General features: G+C 66.4%; 16 protein-coding genes and 1 riboswitch. Of the genes, 12 read left to right on the top strand and 4 right to left on the bottom strand.

All coding sequences use genetic code 11. The annotated features are described in order from the left end of the window. Positions 1-2 precede the first annotated feature (2 nt). Complete coding sequence (locus L1080_RS18520; protein ID WP_250774917.1) at positions 3-767, top strand: hypothetical protein; 765 nt, start codon at positions 3-5, stop codon at positions 765-767. On the opposite strand, the gene L1080_RS18515 is transcribed toward L1080_RS18520, so the two are convergent. Both L1080_RS18515 and L1080_RS18510 read right to left on the bottom strand, forming a co-directional pair. Continuing rightward, on the bottom strand, positions 764-1,519 hold the full coding sequence (locus L1080_RS18515) for an amidohydrolase family protein (RefSeq protein ID WP_250774919.1): 756 nt from the start codon (positions 1,517-1,519) through the stop codon (positions 764-766). The two genes, L1080_RS18520 and L1080_RS18515, sit on opposite strands and share 4 nt — an antisense overlap. A 93-nt stretch (positions 1,520-1,612) precedes the next feature. Continuing rightward, complete coding sequence (locus L1080_RS18510; protein ID WP_109327579.1) at positions 1,613-3,004, bottom strand: FAD-dependent oxidoreductase; 1,392 nt, start codon at positions 3,002-3,004, stop codon at positions 1,613-1,615. Positions 3,005-3,263: 259 nt separating this feature from the next. Between L1080_RS18510 and L1080_RS18505 the strand changes: the two genes are divergently transcribed. The 3 genes from L1080_RS18505 to L1080_RS18495 all read left to right on the top strand — a co-directional run bounded on the left by L1080_RS18505 (position 3,264) and on the right by L1080_RS18495 (position 5,416). Next, on the top strand, positions 3,264-3,710 hold the full coding sequence (locus L1080_RS18505; RefSeq protein ID WP_159920019.1) for an Rv0361 family membrane protein: 447 nt from the start codon (positions 3,264-3,266) through the stop codon (positions 3,708-3,710). A 66-nt stretch (positions 3,711-3,776) separates the two neighbouring features. Continuing rightward, complete coding sequence (locus L1080_RS18500) at positions 3,777-4,196, top strand: rhodanese-like domain-containing protein (protein WP_250775052.1); 420 nt, start codon at positions 3,777-3,779, stop codon at positions 4,194-4,196. Then, on the top strand, positions 4,193-5,416 hold the full coding sequence (locus L1080_RS18495) for an O-succinylhomoserine sulfhydrylase (protein WP_159920021.1): 1,224 nt from the start codon (positions 4,193-4,195) through the stop codon (positions 5,414-5,416). The genes L1080_RS18500 and L1080_RS18495 overlap by 4 nt, the downstream gene beginning before the upstream one ends. 22 nt (positions 5,417-5,438) lie before the next feature. On the opposite strand, the gene L1080_RS18490 is transcribed toward L1080_RS18495, so the two are convergent. Then, entirely contained in the window at positions 5,439-6,218 is a 780-nt protein-coding gene (locus L1080_RS18490; RefSeq protein WP_109327585.1) for an HAD-IIA family hydrolase, read from the bottom strand. 79 nt (positions 6,219-6,297) lie between these two features. Continuing rightward, positions 6,298-7,065: a sulfite exporter TauE/SafE family protein gene (locus L1080_RS18485; RefSeq protein WP_250774921.1), complete on the bottom strand. Its 768-nt coding sequence runs from the start codon at positions 7,063-7,065 to the stop codon at positions 6,298-6,300. Positions 7,066-7,279: 214 nt separating this feature from the next. Further along, positions 7,280-7,378: riboswitch (SAM riboswitch) on the top strand. 324 nt (positions 7,379-7,702) lie between these two features. Here L1080_RS18485 and L1080_RS18480 point away from each other — a divergent pair. The 8 genes from L1080_RS18480 (at position 7,703) to L1080_RS18445 (ending at position 17,711) form a co-directional block, all read left to right on the top strand. After that, positions 7,703-8,758 (top strand): LLM class flavin-dependent oxidoreductase, encoded by a 1,056-nt coding sequence (locus tag L1080_RS18480; RefSeq protein ID WP_250774924.1) that lies wholly within the window; start codon positions 7,703-7,705, stop codon positions 8,756-8,758. 77 nt (positions 8,759-8,835) lie between these two features. Continuing rightward, positions 8,836-10,467 carry an ABC transporter substrate-binding protein gene (locus L1080_RS18475; RefSeq protein WP_250775054.1) on the top strand — a complete coding sequence of 544 codons (1,632 nt, stop codon included), beginning with the start codon at positions 8,836-8,838 and terminating at the stop codon, positions 10,465-10,467. 3 nt (positions 10,468-10,470) lie between these two features. After that, entirely contained in the window at positions 10,471-11,457 is a 987-nt protein-coding gene (locus tag L1080_RS18470) for an ABC transporter permease (RefSeq protein ID WP_159920028.1), read from the top strand. Next, positions 11,450-12,370, top strand: coding sequence for an ABC transporter permease (locus L1080_RS18465; RefSeq protein WP_236603395.1), 921 nt, complete (start codon positions 11,450-11,452; stop codon positions 12,368-12,370). Before L1080_RS18470 ends, L1080_RS18465 begins: the two co-directional genes overlap by 8 nt. Beyond that, positions 12,367-14,016, top strand: coding sequence for a dipeptide ABC transporter ATP-binding protein (locus tag L1080_RS18460; protein ID WP_250774926.1), 1,650 nt, complete (start codon positions 12,367-12,369; stop codon positions 14,014-14,016). Before L1080_RS18465 ends, L1080_RS18460 begins: the two co-directional genes overlap by 4 nt. After that, complete coding sequence (locus tag L1080_RS18455; protein WP_250774928.1) at positions 14,009-15,151, top strand: LLM class flavin-dependent oxidoreductase; 1,143 nt, start codon at positions 14,009-14,011, stop codon at positions 15,149-15,151. The genes L1080_RS18460 and L1080_RS18455 overlap by 8 nt, the downstream gene beginning before the upstream one ends. Continuing rightward, positions 15,148-16,524: an NtaA/DmoA family FMN-dependent monooxygenase gene (locus L1080_RS18450; protein WP_250774932.1), complete on the top strand. Its 1,377-nt coding sequence runs from the start codon at positions 15,148-15,150 to the stop codon at positions 16,522-16,524. The genes L1080_RS18455 and L1080_RS18450 overlap by 4 nt, the downstream gene beginning before the upstream one ends. Before the next feature lie 44 nt (positions 16,525-16,568). After that, positions 16,569-17,711, top strand: a complete 1,143-nt coding sequence (locus tag L1080_RS18445; protein ID WP_250774942.1) for an LLM class flavin-dependent oxidoreductase — start codon at positions 16,569-16,571, stop codon at positions 17,709-17,711. The last annotated feature ends 6 nt before the right edge of the window (positions 17,712-17,717 follow it).

Genomic DNA, 17,717 nt, shown 5'->3' with positions numbered 1-17,717 from the left:
CCGTGCATACCAAGACGACCTGGATACTCGGTCCCCTCACTGTCATCGTCCTGGCCATGAGCGGCTGTGGGGACGACTCGTCAGGCTCGTCGGCGGCGAGCGACACCAGCGCCGCAGCCTCGGCGACCACCACCGCGGCAGCGGCCGCCCTGATGGAGCAGATTCCCTCCCCGTTCGAAGAAGAACCCCAGCTCGAGAGAACCTTCCTCGGCGCGGTGAACGATTCGGACGCCTATGTTGCTGTCGTTACGTCGGGTAGCGACGCCGTCGCATTCCTGTGCGATGGCGACGACATGTGGATGTGGATGTCCGGAACGATGGACGGTGACCGGCTGGCACTGACCGCGCCGGACGGGTCGACGCTCACCGGCACGATGAGCGACGGAAAGGTGTCGGGGACGGTCACCGGTGCGGGCATGACCGACAAGGCGTTCGAGGCCGCACCCGCGGCGGTCGATGAAGGGCTCTACCGCGCCACCACCAACCGCGACGGTGCCGACTACACCCTCGGTTGGATCATGCGCACTGACGGGGTTCGGGGGCTCGAACGGCAGGCCAACGGATCGACCATGGGTGGTATCGCCGTCGACCGGAACGACGACGACATGGACGAACGCAACCGGGAGCGGCGGCAGGAGCGCAGGGACAACGATCAGGCCGCATGCGAGCAGATGGGCGGATACAACGACTGGCTCGCCTCACAACCGCAGACGCCGCCGGTCAGCGAGATGATGTCGATGAACAGCATGCAGATGGAAGGCTGCTAGCAGGGGCCCTGTTCGGAATTGCAGCGGTACCACTCTCGTGCGTTGTCGCCCATGACGGCATCGAAATCGTCTCCGACCGCCTCCGCGACGATGTCGATGTCGCTGTCCTGGAACACTCTTCGTGAACGGCTGCCGGGGAGATCGGTGCCGAACATCAGTGCCCGGGGATTGACGGCATGAATTTGGCGGAGCACTTCGCACACGTCGTCGATGGTCGTTCTACCGAACCCCGTTGCTTTCACGCGTGCGCCGCGGTCGACGAGATCCAGTAGGTAGGGCAGCCCGCGGGTCGACATGCCGAGGTGATCGATACTGACGGCAGGCAGCTTGGCGAACACCGGCTCCAGCGACAACAGGAGTGTGGCGTCGACGTAGAACTCGGCGTGCCAGCCGGCGAGTTCGTACGCGCGCAGTGCCTGCTTGGTGAGGAGCTTCAGGTCGGTCGCGCTGCGGCGGAGGTTGAACCGGACTGCCCGCACGCCGGCAGAATCGAGTCGCAGAATGTCTTCGTCGGTGGCGTCGGGCTCGAGGTGTGTGACGCCGACCCAGCTGGGGCCGAGTTCTTCCAGCGCGGCAATCAGATAGCTCTGGTCGGTGCCCTGGTACGACGCCGTGACCACGGCGCCACCGTCCACGCCGAAACCTTCGGTCCGTGCACGGTAATCGGCAATGGTGAAGGGGTCAGGCAGGTAGCCGTGATTCTCGAACACCGGGAACCGGGGATCGATGATGTGCACGTGGGCATCAAACACGGTTCACATTTTGCCTTGTCGTCGGCGTACCACGCGGGGAGGGACTGCGAAGGGAGCCTCCCGTGGGAGGCTCCCTTCGCTGATGCTCGACGATCAGGCCTTGTCGGGCTCGCTGGCCTTGAGCATGTCTTCGCGTTCGACGACCTTGATGCGCTCGCGGCCCTCGGGCTCACCGAGGCTGCGCTCGTGCGCGTCGAGGCGGTACCAGCCCTGCCAGGTGGTGTACGGAATCTGCTTGCCCTCGAGGTACTCGATGATCGCGTCCTCGGACGGGTTGGCCGGTTCGGCGAAGGTGGGCCGGTCCTCGAGCAGGTTTGCCACGGTCTCGTTGGCGTCGCCCTTGGTGTGCCCGATCAGGCCGACGGGGCCGCGCTTGATCCAGCCGGTGACGTAGGTGGCCGGCATGAACCGGGCGGCACCCTCGGCCGAGTCGTCGGCGATGACGCGTCCGGCCTCGTTGGGGACGGTGCCGGCCTGCTCGTCGAACGGCAGCTTCGCAATGTTCTGCGACAGGTAGCCCACCGCGCGGTACACGGCTTGGACGTCCCAGTCGTTGAACTTGCCGGTGCCCTTGACGTTGCCGGTGCCGTCGAGCTGGGTGCGCTCGGTGCGCAGACCGACGACCTTGCCGTCCTCGCCGAGGACCTCGGTGGGTGATTCGAAGAAGTGCAGGTACAGCCGGTGCGGCCGGTTGCCGACGTCGCGGATGGCCCAGTCCTGCAGGGTGTTGGCCACCATGTCGACCTGCTTGGAGTTGCGGCGTGCCTGCTCCGAGCCCTCGTCGTAGTCGATGTCCTCGGGGTCGACGATGACCTCGATGGTCGGGGAGTGATCGAGTTCGCGCAGCTCGAGGGGCGTGAACTTGGCCTGCGCCGGTCCGCGGCGGCCGAAGACGTGGACCTCGACGGCCTTGTTGGCCTTGAGTCCCTCGTAGACGTTGGCGGGGATTTCGGTCGGCAGCAGCTCGTCGCCGGTCTTCGCGAGGACGCGGGCGATGTCGAGGGCGACGTTGCCGACACCGAGGACGGCGACCTTCTCCGCGTCGAGCGGCCAGGTGCGCGGCACATCGGGGTGACCGTCGTACCAGGAGACGAAGTCGGCGGCGCCGTAGCTGCCGTCGAGGTCGATGCCCGGGATGTTCAGGTCGCGGTCGGCGTTGGCGCCGGTGGAGAAGATCACCGCATCGTAGAAGTTGTGCAGGTCTTCGAGGGTGATGTCGGTGCCGTAGTCGATGTTGCCGAGCAGGCGCACCGACGGCTTGTCGAGCACCTTGTGCAGGGCGGTGATGATGCCCTTGATGCGCGGGTGGTCGGGGGCGACGCCGTAGCGGATCAGACCGAACGGTGCCGGCATCCGCTCGAACAGGTCGATGCTGATCCCGCCGTCCGAGGCGGCATCAGATTTCATGAGTGCATCGGCAGCGTAGATACCGGCGGGGCCGGCACCGACGATCGCTACGCGCAACGGACGTGTCTGATCAGTCATCTGGAGCGAACTACCTTCTGATGGGCGGACAACGAATTTTCAGCTTAAGTTAAGCCCAGCCTAATCGGGTGGCCGAGGTGTGGCGTCACGCCCCTGCCCGGCCGGGCCCGCACTCGGTGGCGCCGGTGAGAGCTGGGCGGCTCCCATTGTCTGGGCTTGCGAATGTCGAGGGTAGTCGTCTCCCGGTTGGGGGGTCACAAATCAGATTTGTACCAGCTGCTCTATACACTGCTGACCACGCCGAAAATGAAGGGAAGTCATGTCCGATCCGAGCGAATCGCCGCACAACGCCGCGGGGGACGACCCGGAGGATCCCCGGCGTACCACTGCCACACCGTTCATCGCCGCCGTCGCCCTCGTCGTGATCATCCTGGTCGCGATCGTCGTCGGCAGTATTCTCTCGCCCGCCGACGAGAACGTCACCGAGGCGGACCGCATCAACCGCTCGGTGGCCGATTACATCCAGGCCCGCAATCATGACGACGCCGACCTGCAGAAGTCGTTGGTGTGTTCTACCTGGTCGGACGACCGTTCACCGCTCGCGGGGCGCGAAGGGGAGGTCACCCTGCAGGGTGTCGACTCCTCCGAGGTGAACGGCGACCGCGCCCGGGCAGAGGTGCGGATCACGGCCGAGGACGGTCGTGGTGAGACGACGGACACCTGGCAGCTGGCCCGCTCCGGCGACAAGTGGGTCGTGTGCAATTGATGCGTGCCCAGAAGAGGCCGCTTGCCCGGGAGGGCATCGAAAAGAGGGTTGTGAAAAGCTGACATGGTGAGTTACGCAGGCGACATAACGCCGGAGCATGCCTGGGAGCTGCTTCGCGACAATCCCGACGCTGTGCTGGTCGACGTACGAACAGATGCCGAATGGAAATATGTCGGTGTTCCCGATACGTCCTCACTGGGCAAGCAGCCGGTGCTGATCGAGTGGGTGAGCTATCCCCACGGTGCGCGCAACGACAATTTCGTGGATCAGTTGAAGGAAGCCGGGATCACCGGGGGCGAGGACGCACCCGTCATCTTCCTGTGTCGATCCGGTCAGCGTTCCATCGGTGCGGCGGAGGCCGCGACAGCGGCGGGCATCGGCCCGTCGTACAACCTGCTCGACGGTTTCGAAGGCGCCCTGGACGCCGACGGTCATCGTGGGGCGGTCGGCTGGCGGGCGCTGGGCCTGCCGTGGAGGCAGTGGTGAGTGCAATTCCCCAGGGCGGCGCGTTTCAGAAGGCGCTGCCGGACGGCATCGGTCAGGGCACGATCAGTGTGCGCGGCGGAACCCTTCGATCAGGCTTCGAGGAGACGTCCGAAGCGATCTTCCTGAATTCGGGCTTCGTGTTCGAGAGCGCGGGTGCGGCCGAGGCGTCGTTCACCGGCGATATCGACCACTTCGTCTATTCGCGTTACGGCAACCCGACCGTGAAGATGTTCGAGGAGCGGCTCCGTCTCATCGAGGGTGCGGAAGCGTGCTTCGCCACCGCGAGCGGGATGTCGGCGGTGTTCACCGCCCTGGGCGCCCTGCTGAAGGCCGGAGACCGCCTGGTGGCGGCGCGCAGCCTGTTCGGGTCCTGCTTCGTGGTGTGCAACGAGATCCTGCCGCGCTGGGGTGTCGAGACCGTGTTCGTCGACGGCGAAGACCTCGACCAGTGGGAGGAGGCCCTCTCGACGCCCACCACGGCAGTGTTCTTCGAGACGCCTTCCAATCCGATGCAAACGCTCGTGGACGTGCCGCGCGTGGTGGAGCTGGCGCATGCGGCAGGTGCCAAGGTGGTGCTGGACAACGTGTTTGCTACACCGCTGCTGCAACGCAGCCTCGATCTGGGAGCTGACGTCGTCGTCTACTCCGGGACGAAGCACATCGACGGTCAGGGGCGCGTGCTCGGCGGTGCGATCCTCGGCTCACAGGAGTACATCGACGGTCCGGTCCAGAACTTGATGCGTCACACAGGTCCGGCACTCAGTCCGTTCAACGCCTGGACGCTACTCAAGGGCCTGGAGACGATGCCGATTCGCGTGCGGCACTCGGTCGGTTCCGCTTTGCAGATCGCGCGGTTCCTCGAATCGAATGCCTCGGTCGAATGGGTCAAGTACCCGTACCTCGAGTCCCATCCCCAGCACGAGCTCGCCAAGCGCCAGATGAGCGGCGGCGGCACGGTGGTCACCTTCGCGCTCGCTGCCGCCGAGAACGAGGCCAAGAAGCGTGCGTTCGAAGTACTCGACGCGCTGCGGCTGGTCAACATTTCGAACAATCTCGGTGACTCCAAGTCGCTCATCACCCACCCCGCCACCACGACCCACCGGGCAATGGGACCCGAAGGGCGTGCGGCAGTGGGAATTACGGACGGCGTCGTCCGGCTCTCCGTCGGACTCGAAGACACCGAGGACCTACTGTCCGATCTCGAGCACGCGCTGAGCTGACTACACCTCGGACCGTCCGAAGTCAGACCGAGGTTTCGGCCCGATCGAACGGATCCGAGGTGCGCCCGACGAGATCGGCCACGGACTTGAGGACTGCTGTGGGGCGGTACGGGAAGAGCTCGACCGAATCGCGCGTCGAGATACCGGTCAGCACCAGAATGGTCTGCAGCCCGGCTTCGAGCCCGCACACGATGTCGGTGTCCATGCGATCGCCGATCATCAGGGTGTTCGCGGAGTGCGCCCCGATGGCCCGGAGTGCCGAGCGCATCATCAGGGCGTTCGGCTTGCCCACGTAGTAGGGGTCGCGGCCGGTGGCCTTGCTGATCAACGCGGCAACGGACCCGGTGGCGGGTAACGATCCCTCCCGGGACGGTCCGGTGGGATCGGGGTTGGTGGCGATGAAGCGAGCACCTCTCTCCACCAGGCGGATTGCGGTGGTGATCGCCTCGAAGGAGTACGTGCGGGTCTCGCCGAGCACCACATAGTCGGGATCGTTCTCGGTGAGGACGTAACCGATGTCGTGCAATGCGGTGGTGAGACCGGACTCACCCACCACATAGGCGCTGCCGTTCGGGCGCTGGCTCGCCAGGAACGTTGCGGTCGCCAACGCGGACGTCCAGATGGATTCCTCGGGAATGTCGAGTCCCGTGCGGAGAAGCCGGGCGCGGAGGTCGCGGGGTGTCCTGATGGAGTTGTTGGTGAGCACGATGAATGGGATCTCGGCTTCGCGGAGCTCGGCCAGGAAGAGGTCTGCCCCCGGGACCAGGTGTTCTTCGTGAACGAGAACTCCGTCCATGTCCATCAGGTACGTCCAGCCGGGGTTCTCTACATCTGTTGTGCTCACCGACCCAGTATGAGGCAGCACCAGGCGGCATGCGCGACTACGCCAGGAGCCGGCCCAGCCCGATCAGGCCGACCACCACGATGGTCACCCGGAGTGCGGTGGGGGACAGGCGACGGCCGTAGCGGGCCCCGAGCACTCCGCCGAGGAGCGAACCGACCGCGATGAGGCCCGCGGCGGCCCAGCTGATCCGGTCGAAGGCGACGAGCGTGTACGCGAGCGCGGCGACGATGTTGACGAGCAGGGAGAGCAGGTTCTTCGCGCCGTTCATCCGCTGCAGACTCTCGGGGAGGATCGCCCCCATCACACCCATCAGAAGGATGCCCTGCGCTGCGGTGAAGTACCCGCCGTACACCCCGACCGCGAACGTGCCGGCCGTCAGCAACAGCAGACGCGGCCGGCTGAGGCCGGCTTCGTGGCTACCGCGCTCCTTCGCCCACGCCTGGATCCGCGGCTGCAACACCACGAGCACGAGCGCCAGGACCAACAACACAGGGACGATGAACTCGAACACCGATTCGGGCAGGTGCAGCAACAACCAAGCGCCGAGAATTGCACCGCACAGTGACGCCGGGATCTGCCAGCGCAGCCGGGACCCCTGCCCGGCCAACTCTCGCCGGTAACCCCAGGTGCCGGAGACGCCGCCGGCGACCAACCCCACCGCATTCGACATCGTGGCGGTCACGGGTGGAAACCCGAACGCCACCAGGGTCGGGAAGGTGATGAGCGTGCCGCTGCCGACGACCGCGTTGATCGCACCTGCGCCGATGCCGGCAACGAGGATCGCAATGGCTTCGAGTGGAGTCACCGGGGCGACGTTACAAGGGACGTCTGGCACCCTGCGCCCGGGTTCCGGAGACGCGGCCCCGTAGAGAGGTGCCCACCCCATCCAACCTCATGGCGCGGCCGGTGTCAGCAATTGCACGCAGCCTGATCCGATTGCGTGGGTTCTTCGGGTTTCCCCTGTGTGGCAGGGGAATTCACGTGTTGACGAGGTGGCGTGATGCGGATAGTGTTCGCGTCAACCATCCAGAGCGACCGAGAGACCTGGCTCGTCGACGTCGCAGCAACCCTTCCGACATTGTTTCGGGTGTGGGTGCTACCGCCAGGATCGATGGAAGGCATCACATGACTCACCCCGCACGCAGCACCTGGCGCAGACGGCACATCGATCTGTGCCGCACCAAGTCTTGCGGTTGTTGACGTAGGCCCACCTCTCAGCTCACCGGGCGCAGCGCTCGGTGAGTCTCTCGCGCGTGTCCACGGGGAGCGTGGAAGTGCGCTTCCCTCTCGATCCTCGCCTCGATGAAAGGCCGTGTAGTGATGTCTGTCATAAGTGCGCCCCGACCCGTGGAGGACAGCCTCGACGACGGTGCACTCGGGGTGCACGCCTTCGAGAAGGCTGTGCCCGCTCCCTCGTCGGCGTCGAGGAAGTTCCAGTCGGCATGAAGTTTCTCCTGATGACTCTCGTCACGCATCAGCCCGACCCGGTAACCGGCGAGAAAGTCGACACTGCGACGCGATTGCGGGAAGTAGTCGATTCGGCGGTCCTCGCCGAACAACTCGGGTACGACGGGTTCGCTGTCGGTGAGCGGCACGAACATCCGTTCCTGTCTTCGGCACCGCCCGTCGTGCTCAGCGCGATCGCGGCGCGTACCACCACATTGCAGTTGTGGACAGCCGTGACCACGCTCAGCCTGCTCGACCCGGTCCGGGCCTTCGAGGACTATTCGACGCTGGACAACCTGTCGGGCGGCCGCCTGCAGCTGATCATCGGCAAGGGAAACGGCACGGCCCAGGCCGAACTGTTCTCCGTGACCCCCGACGACCAGTGGGATCGCAATCGCGAGGGGTACGAACTGTTCCGGCAACTGTGGGAGAGCGAGGACGTGACGTGGGAAGGCAGCTTCCGTCCGCGTCTCGAACACGCTGTCGCACTTCCGCGACCACTCCAGCCCTGGATCCGGATCTGGCACGGCAGTGCCACGAGTGAGGAGTCGGTCGACTTGGCCGCTCGCTACGGTGATCCACTCTTTTCCGCCAACGTCACCAACCCTGTCGAGCCGTATGCCGAACTCATTCGCCACTATCGCGAGCGGTGGATCGACTACGGCCGCGACCCCGCTGACGCTCTGGTCGGCGCCGGGACTGCGGGCTTCTATGTGACGCCGAAGTCGCAGGACGCCGTCGACACCTGGCGGCCGATCCATGCCGCAAGGATCGAGTTCGCGCGCAGGACCGGACTGCCCGTGGTGTTCGACACGGTCGAAGACTTCGTGGAGCGAAGCTCGGCGCTCATCGGCAGTCCGGAGCAGGTGATCGACAAGGTCGCGCGGTACCACGAGCAGTTCGGCCACGAAGTGATCCACCTCGGGGCCGATCGAGTGGGGACAAGCGACAAGCAGCACCGCGAAAGTCTCGAGCTCTTCCAGGCAGAAGTGGCGCCCGCGTTGCGCGCGACCATTCCGAGCCGATCCCTCGCAACCCTTCCGTGCACGTGAGCGTCCCCGAATCCCGGGTGTCATTCGTGCCTGTCGTCGAAATTACGGAGCTATCGGTGTCCTCAGTGCTTGTGTCCTTGTCCCCGACCTTCCGCGGAAAAGCCCGCATCGCAGCAGGTATCGGCGTCGCCGCCGTGCTGGCCACGGCGCTCACCGCCTGCGGTGGCGGTTCCAGCAGTTCCTCCGCGGATGCGGGTCCCGCGCAACCGGGCGGCACACTCCGCTACGGCCTGTCCCAGGCGCCCACATGCGCCGACCCCGCACAGTCCGGCACGAACCAGACGATCTACGTGACTCGCCAGGTGGTCGATTCGCTCACTGATCAGGATCCCCGAACAGGTGAACTGACGCCGTGGCTCGCGGAGACCTGGGAACTGAACGCCGACGCCTCCGCCTTCACCTTTCGCCTGAAGGAGGGCGTCACCTTCAGCGACGGAACGCCCCTCACTGCTGAGTCGGTGAAGAAGAATTTCGACGCGCTCGTCAACACCCTCACCGGGGCCAAGGCGCCACTGGCCGCCAGCTACCTGACCGGATACATCGGGACCACCGTGATCGATGCGCGCACCGCGCAGGTCAACTTCTCGGCACCCAACGCCCAGTTCCTGCAGGCATCGTCCACCCCGCAGCTGGGCATTCTGTCGGATGCGTCCGTCGCCAAGCCGGCGGAGGAGCGCTGCACCGGCAACATCTCGGGAACCGGGCCGTTCACGTACGCCGACTACCAGCAGGACAAGTCGGTGACCCTCGCCAAGCGGGCCGGATACAGCTGGGGATCAGACGTGTTCGGTCACGACGGCGAGGCCTACCTCGACACCATCGAGTTCAGCGTGGTGCCCGAATCCGGTGTCCGTACGGGCAGCCTGTCCTCGGGACAGCTGGACGCAATCAGCGATGCGCTGCCGCAGGATGCCCCGCAGATCGAAGGCGCCGGTGGGCAGGTGCTCACCACATCGAACCCGGGTACGCCATTCGGCTTCCAGCCCAACGTGACTCGCGGACCGCTCGTGGATCCCGTCGTGCGCAGTGCGCTGGTCTCGGCGATCAACCGGCAGGAACTGGTCGACACCGTGCTCGGCCCCAACTTCACGCCCGCCACCAGCACGCTGGCCAGCCGCACCCCCGGCTACGTGGCGCTGCCGGACGTGACGTACGACCCGGAGAAGGCCAAGTCCATCCTGGATCAGGCCGGTTGGGTTCCCGGTGCCGACGGCATCCGGGAGAAGAGCGGTCAGAGGCTGAGCTTCCCCGTTCTGTTCAGCTCCGTGTTTGCCGGCAACCAGGCCATCCTCGAACTGGTGCAGCAGCAGCTCACAGCGGTGGGAGTAGATCTGCAGCTGAATCTCGTGGCCACTCCGGAGGCCACCGCTCGCCAGAATGCCAAGGACTTCGACGCCACCTACTACAACAGCACCCGCGCCGACGGTGACATCCTGCGTACCCAGTTCGGACTCGACGGCCGCAACCTCAACAGCCGTGGCCCGATTCCCGCGCTCGACGACGTGCTTGCAAAGCAACTCGCCACCACCGACACCACCGAGCGGAACGCACTTCTCGCCGACGCCCAGCAGCAGGTGCTCGACAACGGCCTGTGGATTCCCACCGTGGAGCTGTCGCAGGCGATCGGCGCAGGACCGGACGTGCAAGATCTGAAGTTCGAGGCCTCGGCCAGGCTCCAGTTCTTCGATACCTGGATCAGTGGACGCTAGAAGATGACTCGATACCTCGGATCCCGTGTCCTGCAGGCGTTGGGCGTGCTGTGGGCAACATTCACCGTGTCGTTCGCAGTCCTGTTCCTACTGCCTTCGGACCCCGTGAGCATCGCGGTCGATTCCGCAACAGCGGGGACGACGGTCGATGCGGCGGCCGTTGCGGAGTTGCAGGCGCGGTACGGCCTGGACCAGCCGGTATGGGTGCAGTACTGGAACTCCCTGAGCCACTCCGTTCGCGGTGACTTCGGATACTCGATCGCCACCGGGCAGTCGGTGACCGAGGCCATCGGGAACGCGGTGCCCAGCACCCTCGCGCTCGCGTCCGTGGCGCTCGTTCTCGCCGTGGTGTTCGGGACCGCGGTAGCGTTCGTCGCCACGTACACCAGGGTGCGCGGGGTACGGAATCTGTTGTTCTCGCTGCCCCCGCTCGGTGTCGCGGTGCCGACGTTCTGGGTAGGTCTTATTCTGCTGCAGCTGTTCTCGTTTCGATTGAAAGCCTTTCCGGCGTTCGGCGACCAGGGAATCGCGACCCTGGTGCTTCCCGCGGTCACTCTCGCGCTGCCGACCGGCGCCGTGATCGCCCAGGTGCTCGCCGCGAGTCTGCAGACCACGTGGCGGCAGCCGTTCATCGACACCGCCCGGGCGAAAGGAGCCTCCCGGTGGAGGATCCAGACCCGGCACGCGCTGCGGTTGTCGAGCATCCCCGCCTTCACCATCGCCGGAGTATTGGTGGGCACGCTGCTGGCCGGGTCCGTGGTCGTCGAAACGGTGTTTTCACGAGCCGGAGTCGGGCGGCTCACGCAGACTTCCGTGATGGCGCAGGATATTCCGGTGGTCCAGGGAATCGTGGTACTGAGCTCGCTTGCCTACGTCCTCGTCAACCTCGCCGTGGATCTGCTCTACCCGCTGATCGATCCGCGAATCGTCGAGGGCAGGAAGCGGGCGAGCATGGAGCACACGAAAAAGGAGGAGATCGTTCATGTCTGACATCCTCACGAGGGAGGTGACGGGCGAGGTCGTCGATGTCGGCGCGTCTCCGCGCATACTCACACCCGTGGCCGGGTTCTTCCCTGTTACCCGCCGGCGCAGTGTCACGGCCTGGTTGCGTCGCAATCTCGTGCTCGTGACTTCCGCCGTCGTGCTCCTGCTTGCTGTCGGGTGTGCGGTGGCGCCCTCCGTATTCGCGGGCGGCAACCCACTCACCGGCGTGCCCGCGCAGAAGCTGCAGGCCCCGAGCGCCGCGCACTGGTTCGGGACCGACAACATCGGCCGGGACGTGTACACCCGAGTCGTTCACGGTGCCGGACTCTCGCTCACCGCAACCCTGCTGGCGGTGGGGATCGCCCTGGTTGTCGGTTCGCTGATCGGTCTGCTGTCCGGTGCGGCCGGGGGAGCGGTCGATGCGGTGTTGATGAGACTCGTCGATGTGTTGCTGTCCATTCCGGCATTGCTGCTCTCCCTCGCACTGGTCACGGCCTTGGGATTCGGCACCGTCAACGTCGCTGTGGCCGTGGGTGTTTCCCTGATCGCGAACTTCGCCCGTGTGATGCGGTCAGAGGTGCTGCGAGTGCGCCGGTCACTCTACGTCGAGGCCGCGTTCGCGTCGGGAGTCCGGTGGCACACGGTGCTCCACCGGCACATCCTGCGGAACTCCTACGCACCCGTCGTCGCCCTCGCCGCCGTGGAGTTCGGCATGGCGGTCCTCGCGGTGTCGTCGTTGAGCTTCCTCGGATTCGGGGCGGTACCACCGACACCCGAGTGGGGTTCGCTGATCTCCGAGGGCCGCAACTACCTCGCGACGGCGTGGTGGATGACCACCTTGCCCGGCCTGGTGATCGTGGCCGTCGTGCTGTCGGCACACCGCCTCGGGCATGCACTCGAACAGAGAGAGTCGCGATGAGCACGAACGACACCCCGCTGCTGCAGGTCTCCGGACTGCGGGTGGCGTACGGGAGCGTGAGCGATCCAGTTCTGGCCGTGACGGGCGTCGACCTTACGGTCTCGCGCGGGGAAGTGGTGGCCGTGGTGGGCGAGTCCGGCTCCGGTAAGTCGACCACCGCGCACGCGATTCTCGGGCTACTGGCGGGGAGCGGACGCGCGATCGGCGGCACCGTCACCTTCGACGGCGAGCGCCTCGACACCCTGCCCGAGCGCGCACTGGGGCGCATCCGCGGCGCCAGGATCGGGGTGGTGCCACAGGACCCGACGACCTCGCTCAACCCGGTGATCAGGGTGGGGGTTCAGGTCGCCGAGGTGCTGCGGGTGCACGGTCTCGCCGACCGGCGGACGGCCGGAATCGAGGCGGTGCGCATTCTCGCCGAGGCCGGGATCGACAAGCCCGAGGTGCGTGCCCGGCAGTATCCGCAGGACCTGTCGGGCGGCCAGCGGCAGCGCGTCCTGATCGGAATCGCGTTGGCCTGCAACCCCGAACTGGTGATCGCGGACGAGCCCACCAGCGCACTCGACGTCACGGTTCAACGCCGGATCCTCGATCACCTGGCTGCGCGTACCGCCGAGTCGGGGACCGCAGTCCTGTTGATCACGCACGACCTGGGTGTCGCGGCCGACCGCGCCGATCGGATCATCGTGATGAACCGCGGCGAGGTGGTGGAGTCGGGGCCCACCCGGGAGATCCTGACGCAGCCGCAGCATGCGTACACGCGCGCACTGCTGGCAGCCGCGCCCAGCCTGTCCGCGGCACCCCGGCGCACAGACCACTCGTCCACCGTGGCCGACCCGCTCCTGCGCGTCTCGGGGGTGTCGAAAACATTCCGGATCGACCGGAAGACAGCGATCGAGGCCGTCGAGGACGTGTCCTTCGAGGTTCCGCGCGGTCGCACGCTGTCCCTGGTCGGCGAGTCGGGATCCGGCAAGTCGACGGTGGCCCGCATCGCGATCCGACTGGAGACGCCGTCTCGTGGCAGCATCGAGTTCGACGGAGCGGACATCACGACGCTGCGGGGTGGCGCCCTGCGTGCCCTCCGCCGGCGAGTTCAACTCGTCTACCAGAATCCGTACGCCTCGCTCGATCCCAAACTCGCCGTCGCCGACATCGTGGCCGAACCGCTCGGCGCCTTCGGGATCGGGAGCAAGGCCGAACGAGCGGAGCGGGTCGCCGAACTCCTCGAACAGGTGGCGCTGCCGCGCAGCTACCTCGCACGGAAACCCGCAGAACTGTCCGGCGGCCAGCGTCAACGGGTCGCCATTGCCCGGGCGCTGTCACTGCACCCGGAACTTCTCGTGCTCGACGAGCCGGTGTCCGCTCTGGACGTTTCGGTGCAGGCGCAGATACTCGATCTACTGGAGACCCTCCAGCGCGAACTCGGCCTCAGCTACCTGTTCATCTCGCACGATCTCGCGGTGGTCCGGCAGATCAGTGACACGGTCGCCGTGATGCGGTCCGGTCGCATCCTCGAATTCGGCACCACCGCCGAGATATTCGAAACACCACGTCACGACTACACCCGGGAGCTGCTCGACGCGATCCCCGGGCGGTCCATCGCTCGCCCACCGTCAGCACAGCTGGAGGAAGCCATTCATGCCTGAACTTCGTCACCACCCCCTCATCGCCGTCGACCTGCACGGCGCCGGTCTGCACCCGCAGGCGTGGCGTCGCCCCGACTCGCGCGCAGAAGATCTCTTCACGGCCGGTTACTGGACCGGGCTCCTGGGAGTTGCCGACAGGGCCGGCATCGACCTCGCCTTCCTCGGTGACTCCTTCGCCCTCGCCTCGACGGGTCACGCCGAACAGCGGGGGCAACTCGACGCTGTCGCGATCGCGTCACGGGCTGTGACGAGCACCCGGACCATAGGTCTGGTCCCGACGGTGACCGTGACCCACACCGAGCCGTTCCACGTCTCGAAAGCCATCGCGAGTCTCGACCATGCCTCACTGGGTCGCGCGGGGTGGCAGGTCGACGTGTCGGCCGGTCGAGCCCAGGCCCAGCTGTTCGGCCGTAAGGAACCCCAGGACGACGAAGATTTGTGGTCGGAGGCGAGCGAGGCCATCGAAGCCGTGCGTCTGTTGTGGGACAGCTGGGAGGACGACGCCGAGATCCGCGACGTCGCCACCGGCCGATTCGTCGACCGGGACAAACTGCACTACATCGACTTCGAGGGAACCCACTTCTCCGTGAAGGGGCCGTCGATTACACCGCGCTCACCACAAGGCCAGTCGCTGGTCGTGCTCGGTGTGCACGACGAACATTCCCGCCGGGTGGCCGTATCGCACGCCGACGTGATCCGCATCAGCGGCCTCACCGTCGACGCGGCCGGGCGGGCTGCGGCGGACATTTCCCGCGACGTGGTCGAGGCGGGCCGCGACAGGAGCGCGGTCCGCATACTTCTCGACGTGGAGGTGCTGCTCGCCGCCGACCACAGTGGCGCCGCCCGGGACCTCGCCCAGCTCGAGAACTGGGCCGGGACCGGGTACGAACCACGATCGCTCCTCTACCGGGGGGATGCGGCGGGACTGGCCGATCTCGTCGCGAACGTGGCGCGGGCGGGCGAGGTGGACGGCGTGACTTTCCGCCCGCTCGCGCTTCCCTCCGGACTGGACACCCTCGCCGAGGCAGTACTGCCGCTACTGCGACCTGACGGAGGCGACGTGCGTTTACTGCGGGAACGCCTCGGCTTCGACCGTCCCACCAATCACTTCACCCGAACAGGACTTTCGGCATGACGACATCGCGACCGGTGCCCCGCAAGCAGATACACCTCGCAGCGCACTTCCCGGGGGTGAACAACACCACGGTGTGGAGCGACCCCGAGTCGAAGAGCCAGATAGATTTCGACTCGTTCGTGCACCTGGCGAAAACAGCGGAACGCGGGTTGTTCGACTTCTTCTTCCTCGCCGAGGGCCTGCGGTTGCGTGAGCACCGCGGACGGATCCACGACCTGGACGTCGTCGGCCGGCCAGACACCCTGACCGTGCTCGGTGCGCTGGCCGGGGCGACGACCCACCTCGGCCTGGCCGGAACGATCAACACCACCTTCAACGAACCGTACGAATTGGCGCGGCAATTCGCGTCACTCGATCATTTGTCGGACGGCCGGGCTGCGTGGAACATGGTCACCTCCTCGGACGCTTTCACCGGCGAAAACTTCCGGCGCGGGGGATATCTCGACCGCAGAGACCGCTACGTCCGCGCAAGTGAAGTGATCGAGGGCGCGCGGAAGTTCTGGGACAGCTGGGATCAGGACGCGCTCGTGATCGACCGGGAGCACGGGGTTTTCGCGCACGAGTCGTCGATCCGTGAGGTCGCCTTTTCGGGTTCGCAGTTCGATGTGCGGGGACGGTTCACGGTACCCCGCAGCCCCCAGGGTCATCCGGTGCTGCTGCAGGCGGGGGATTCTGAGGAGGGCCGCGAGTTCGGGGCGGCTCAGGCCGACGCCATCTTCACCGTGCACGGCACACTCGAGGACGGCCGCACGTTCTATTCCGACGTCAAGGGCAGACTGGCGAAGTACGGGCGCAGAGCCGAGGACCTCAAGGTGCTCCCCGCGGCCACCTTCGTTCTGGGTGATACGGCGGCGGATGCCGCCGAACGGGCCGATCACATCCGGCACCAGCAGGTAGGTCCCCAGACAGCCATCGCATTCCTCGAGCAGGTGTGGGGACGTGACCTTTCCGGATACGACCCGGACGGTCCCCTTCCGGACGTCGAACCCGCCGACAATCCGGACATCACCCGCGGCCGTGTCCGGCACGTGAAGGATCCGCGGGAGATCGCCTCGGCATGGCGGGCGAAAGCCGAGGCGGAGAAGCTCAGCATCCGTGAGCTGATCATCGCGGTCACCGCCCGGCAGCAGTTCGTGGGCACCCCGGCCCAGGTGGCCGAGGACATCGACCACTATGTGCAGTCGGACGCCTGCGACGGTTTCATCCTCGTGCCGCACCTCACACCGGCCGGGCTCGACGAGTTCGTCGAGAAGGTGGTGCCGCTCCTGCAGGACCGTGGCAGTTTCCGCACCGAATACTCGGGCACCACCCTGCGCAGCCATCTCGGGCTGAGCCATCCGCACCACCAGAACGAAGGAGTACGAGCATCATGACCGCAGCGTCGGAAGCCACTGGATTCGAACAGGACCGGCAGTAGATGGTCACCCCGTTGTCCGTCCTCGACCTGTCGCCCGTCAGCGAGGGATCCACCGCCCGAGCCGCGCTGCGCAACACCGTGGACCTCGCCCAGCACGCAGAGCTGTGGGGCTACAAGCGGTACTGGGTTGCCGAGCATCACTTCGTCGGCGTCGCAAGTTCGTCACCCGCCGTGCTGGTCGGCATCCTCGCTGCGGCGACGAGCACATTGCGTGTCGGCGCCGCTGCCGTCCAGCTGGGGCACACCACGGCAGCAGCAGTGGTGGAAGCGTTCGGAACTGTTGATGCCCTGTACCCGGGGCGCGTGGACCTCGGCCTGGGGCGGTCGGGTCAACGCAGGGCGCAGGCACTGCAGGCGGTCGGCGAACGCCGACACCAGTCTTCGTTGCCGCGGCGTCCGACCGAGATTCGGGACGGCGTCGTGATTCCGGCGCCGTTCGACCCGTCCGAACTGCTGTTGTCACCGCGGCTCACGGCGTCGATGTCGGTGCTACAGCAGCCGGGGGCACGGTCACCCGAGTTCGAAGACCAGGTGGACGACATCCTCGCGTTACTCGAGGGCACGTACCGCACCGAGGACGGCATCGACCTCCACGCGAGTCCGGGGGAGGGCGCCGACGTCGAGCTGTGGGTGTTCGGGAGCAGCGCGGGCCCGAGCGCAGAACTCGCCGGGCGGCTCGGGCTGCCCTTCGGGGCCAACTACCACGTGAGTCCGGCGACGACGATCGACGCCGTCGAGGCATACAGGGCCGCCTTCCGGCCGTCACGGGTACTGCGGGAACCGTACGTCGTCGTCTCCGCGGACGCCGTGGTGGCGGAGGACGACGCGGCAGCCCGGGAGTTGGCATCGACCTTCGGACATTGGACCCACAGCATCCGAAGCGGGCACGGTGCGATCCCGTATCCGGATCCCCGCCGTACCCCGCCGCTGGGTGAGACCGAACGCGCAGCGGTGGAGGACCGGCTGATCACGCAGTTCGTCGGGGCACCCGCCACCGTTGCCGACCGGCTCGACAGCCTGCGGAAAGTCACCGCCGCGGACGAACTGGTGGTCACCAGCGTCACCCACGACCACGCGGACCGATTGCGTTCCTACGAGCTGCTTGCGCGGGAATGGGGGCTGCCCCGACTACTCGCTGCCTGACACCGC

The organism is Rhodococcus sp. MSC1_016 (assembly GCF_023667485.2).
Taxonomy (GTDB): Bacteria; Actinomycetota; Actinomycetes; order Mycobacteriales; family Mycobacteriaceae; genus Rhodococcus_F; species Rhodococcus_F oxybenzonivorans.
Note: the sequence above shows the minus strand (reverse complement) of the source record. Positions and strands in the feature narration are given on the sequence as shown.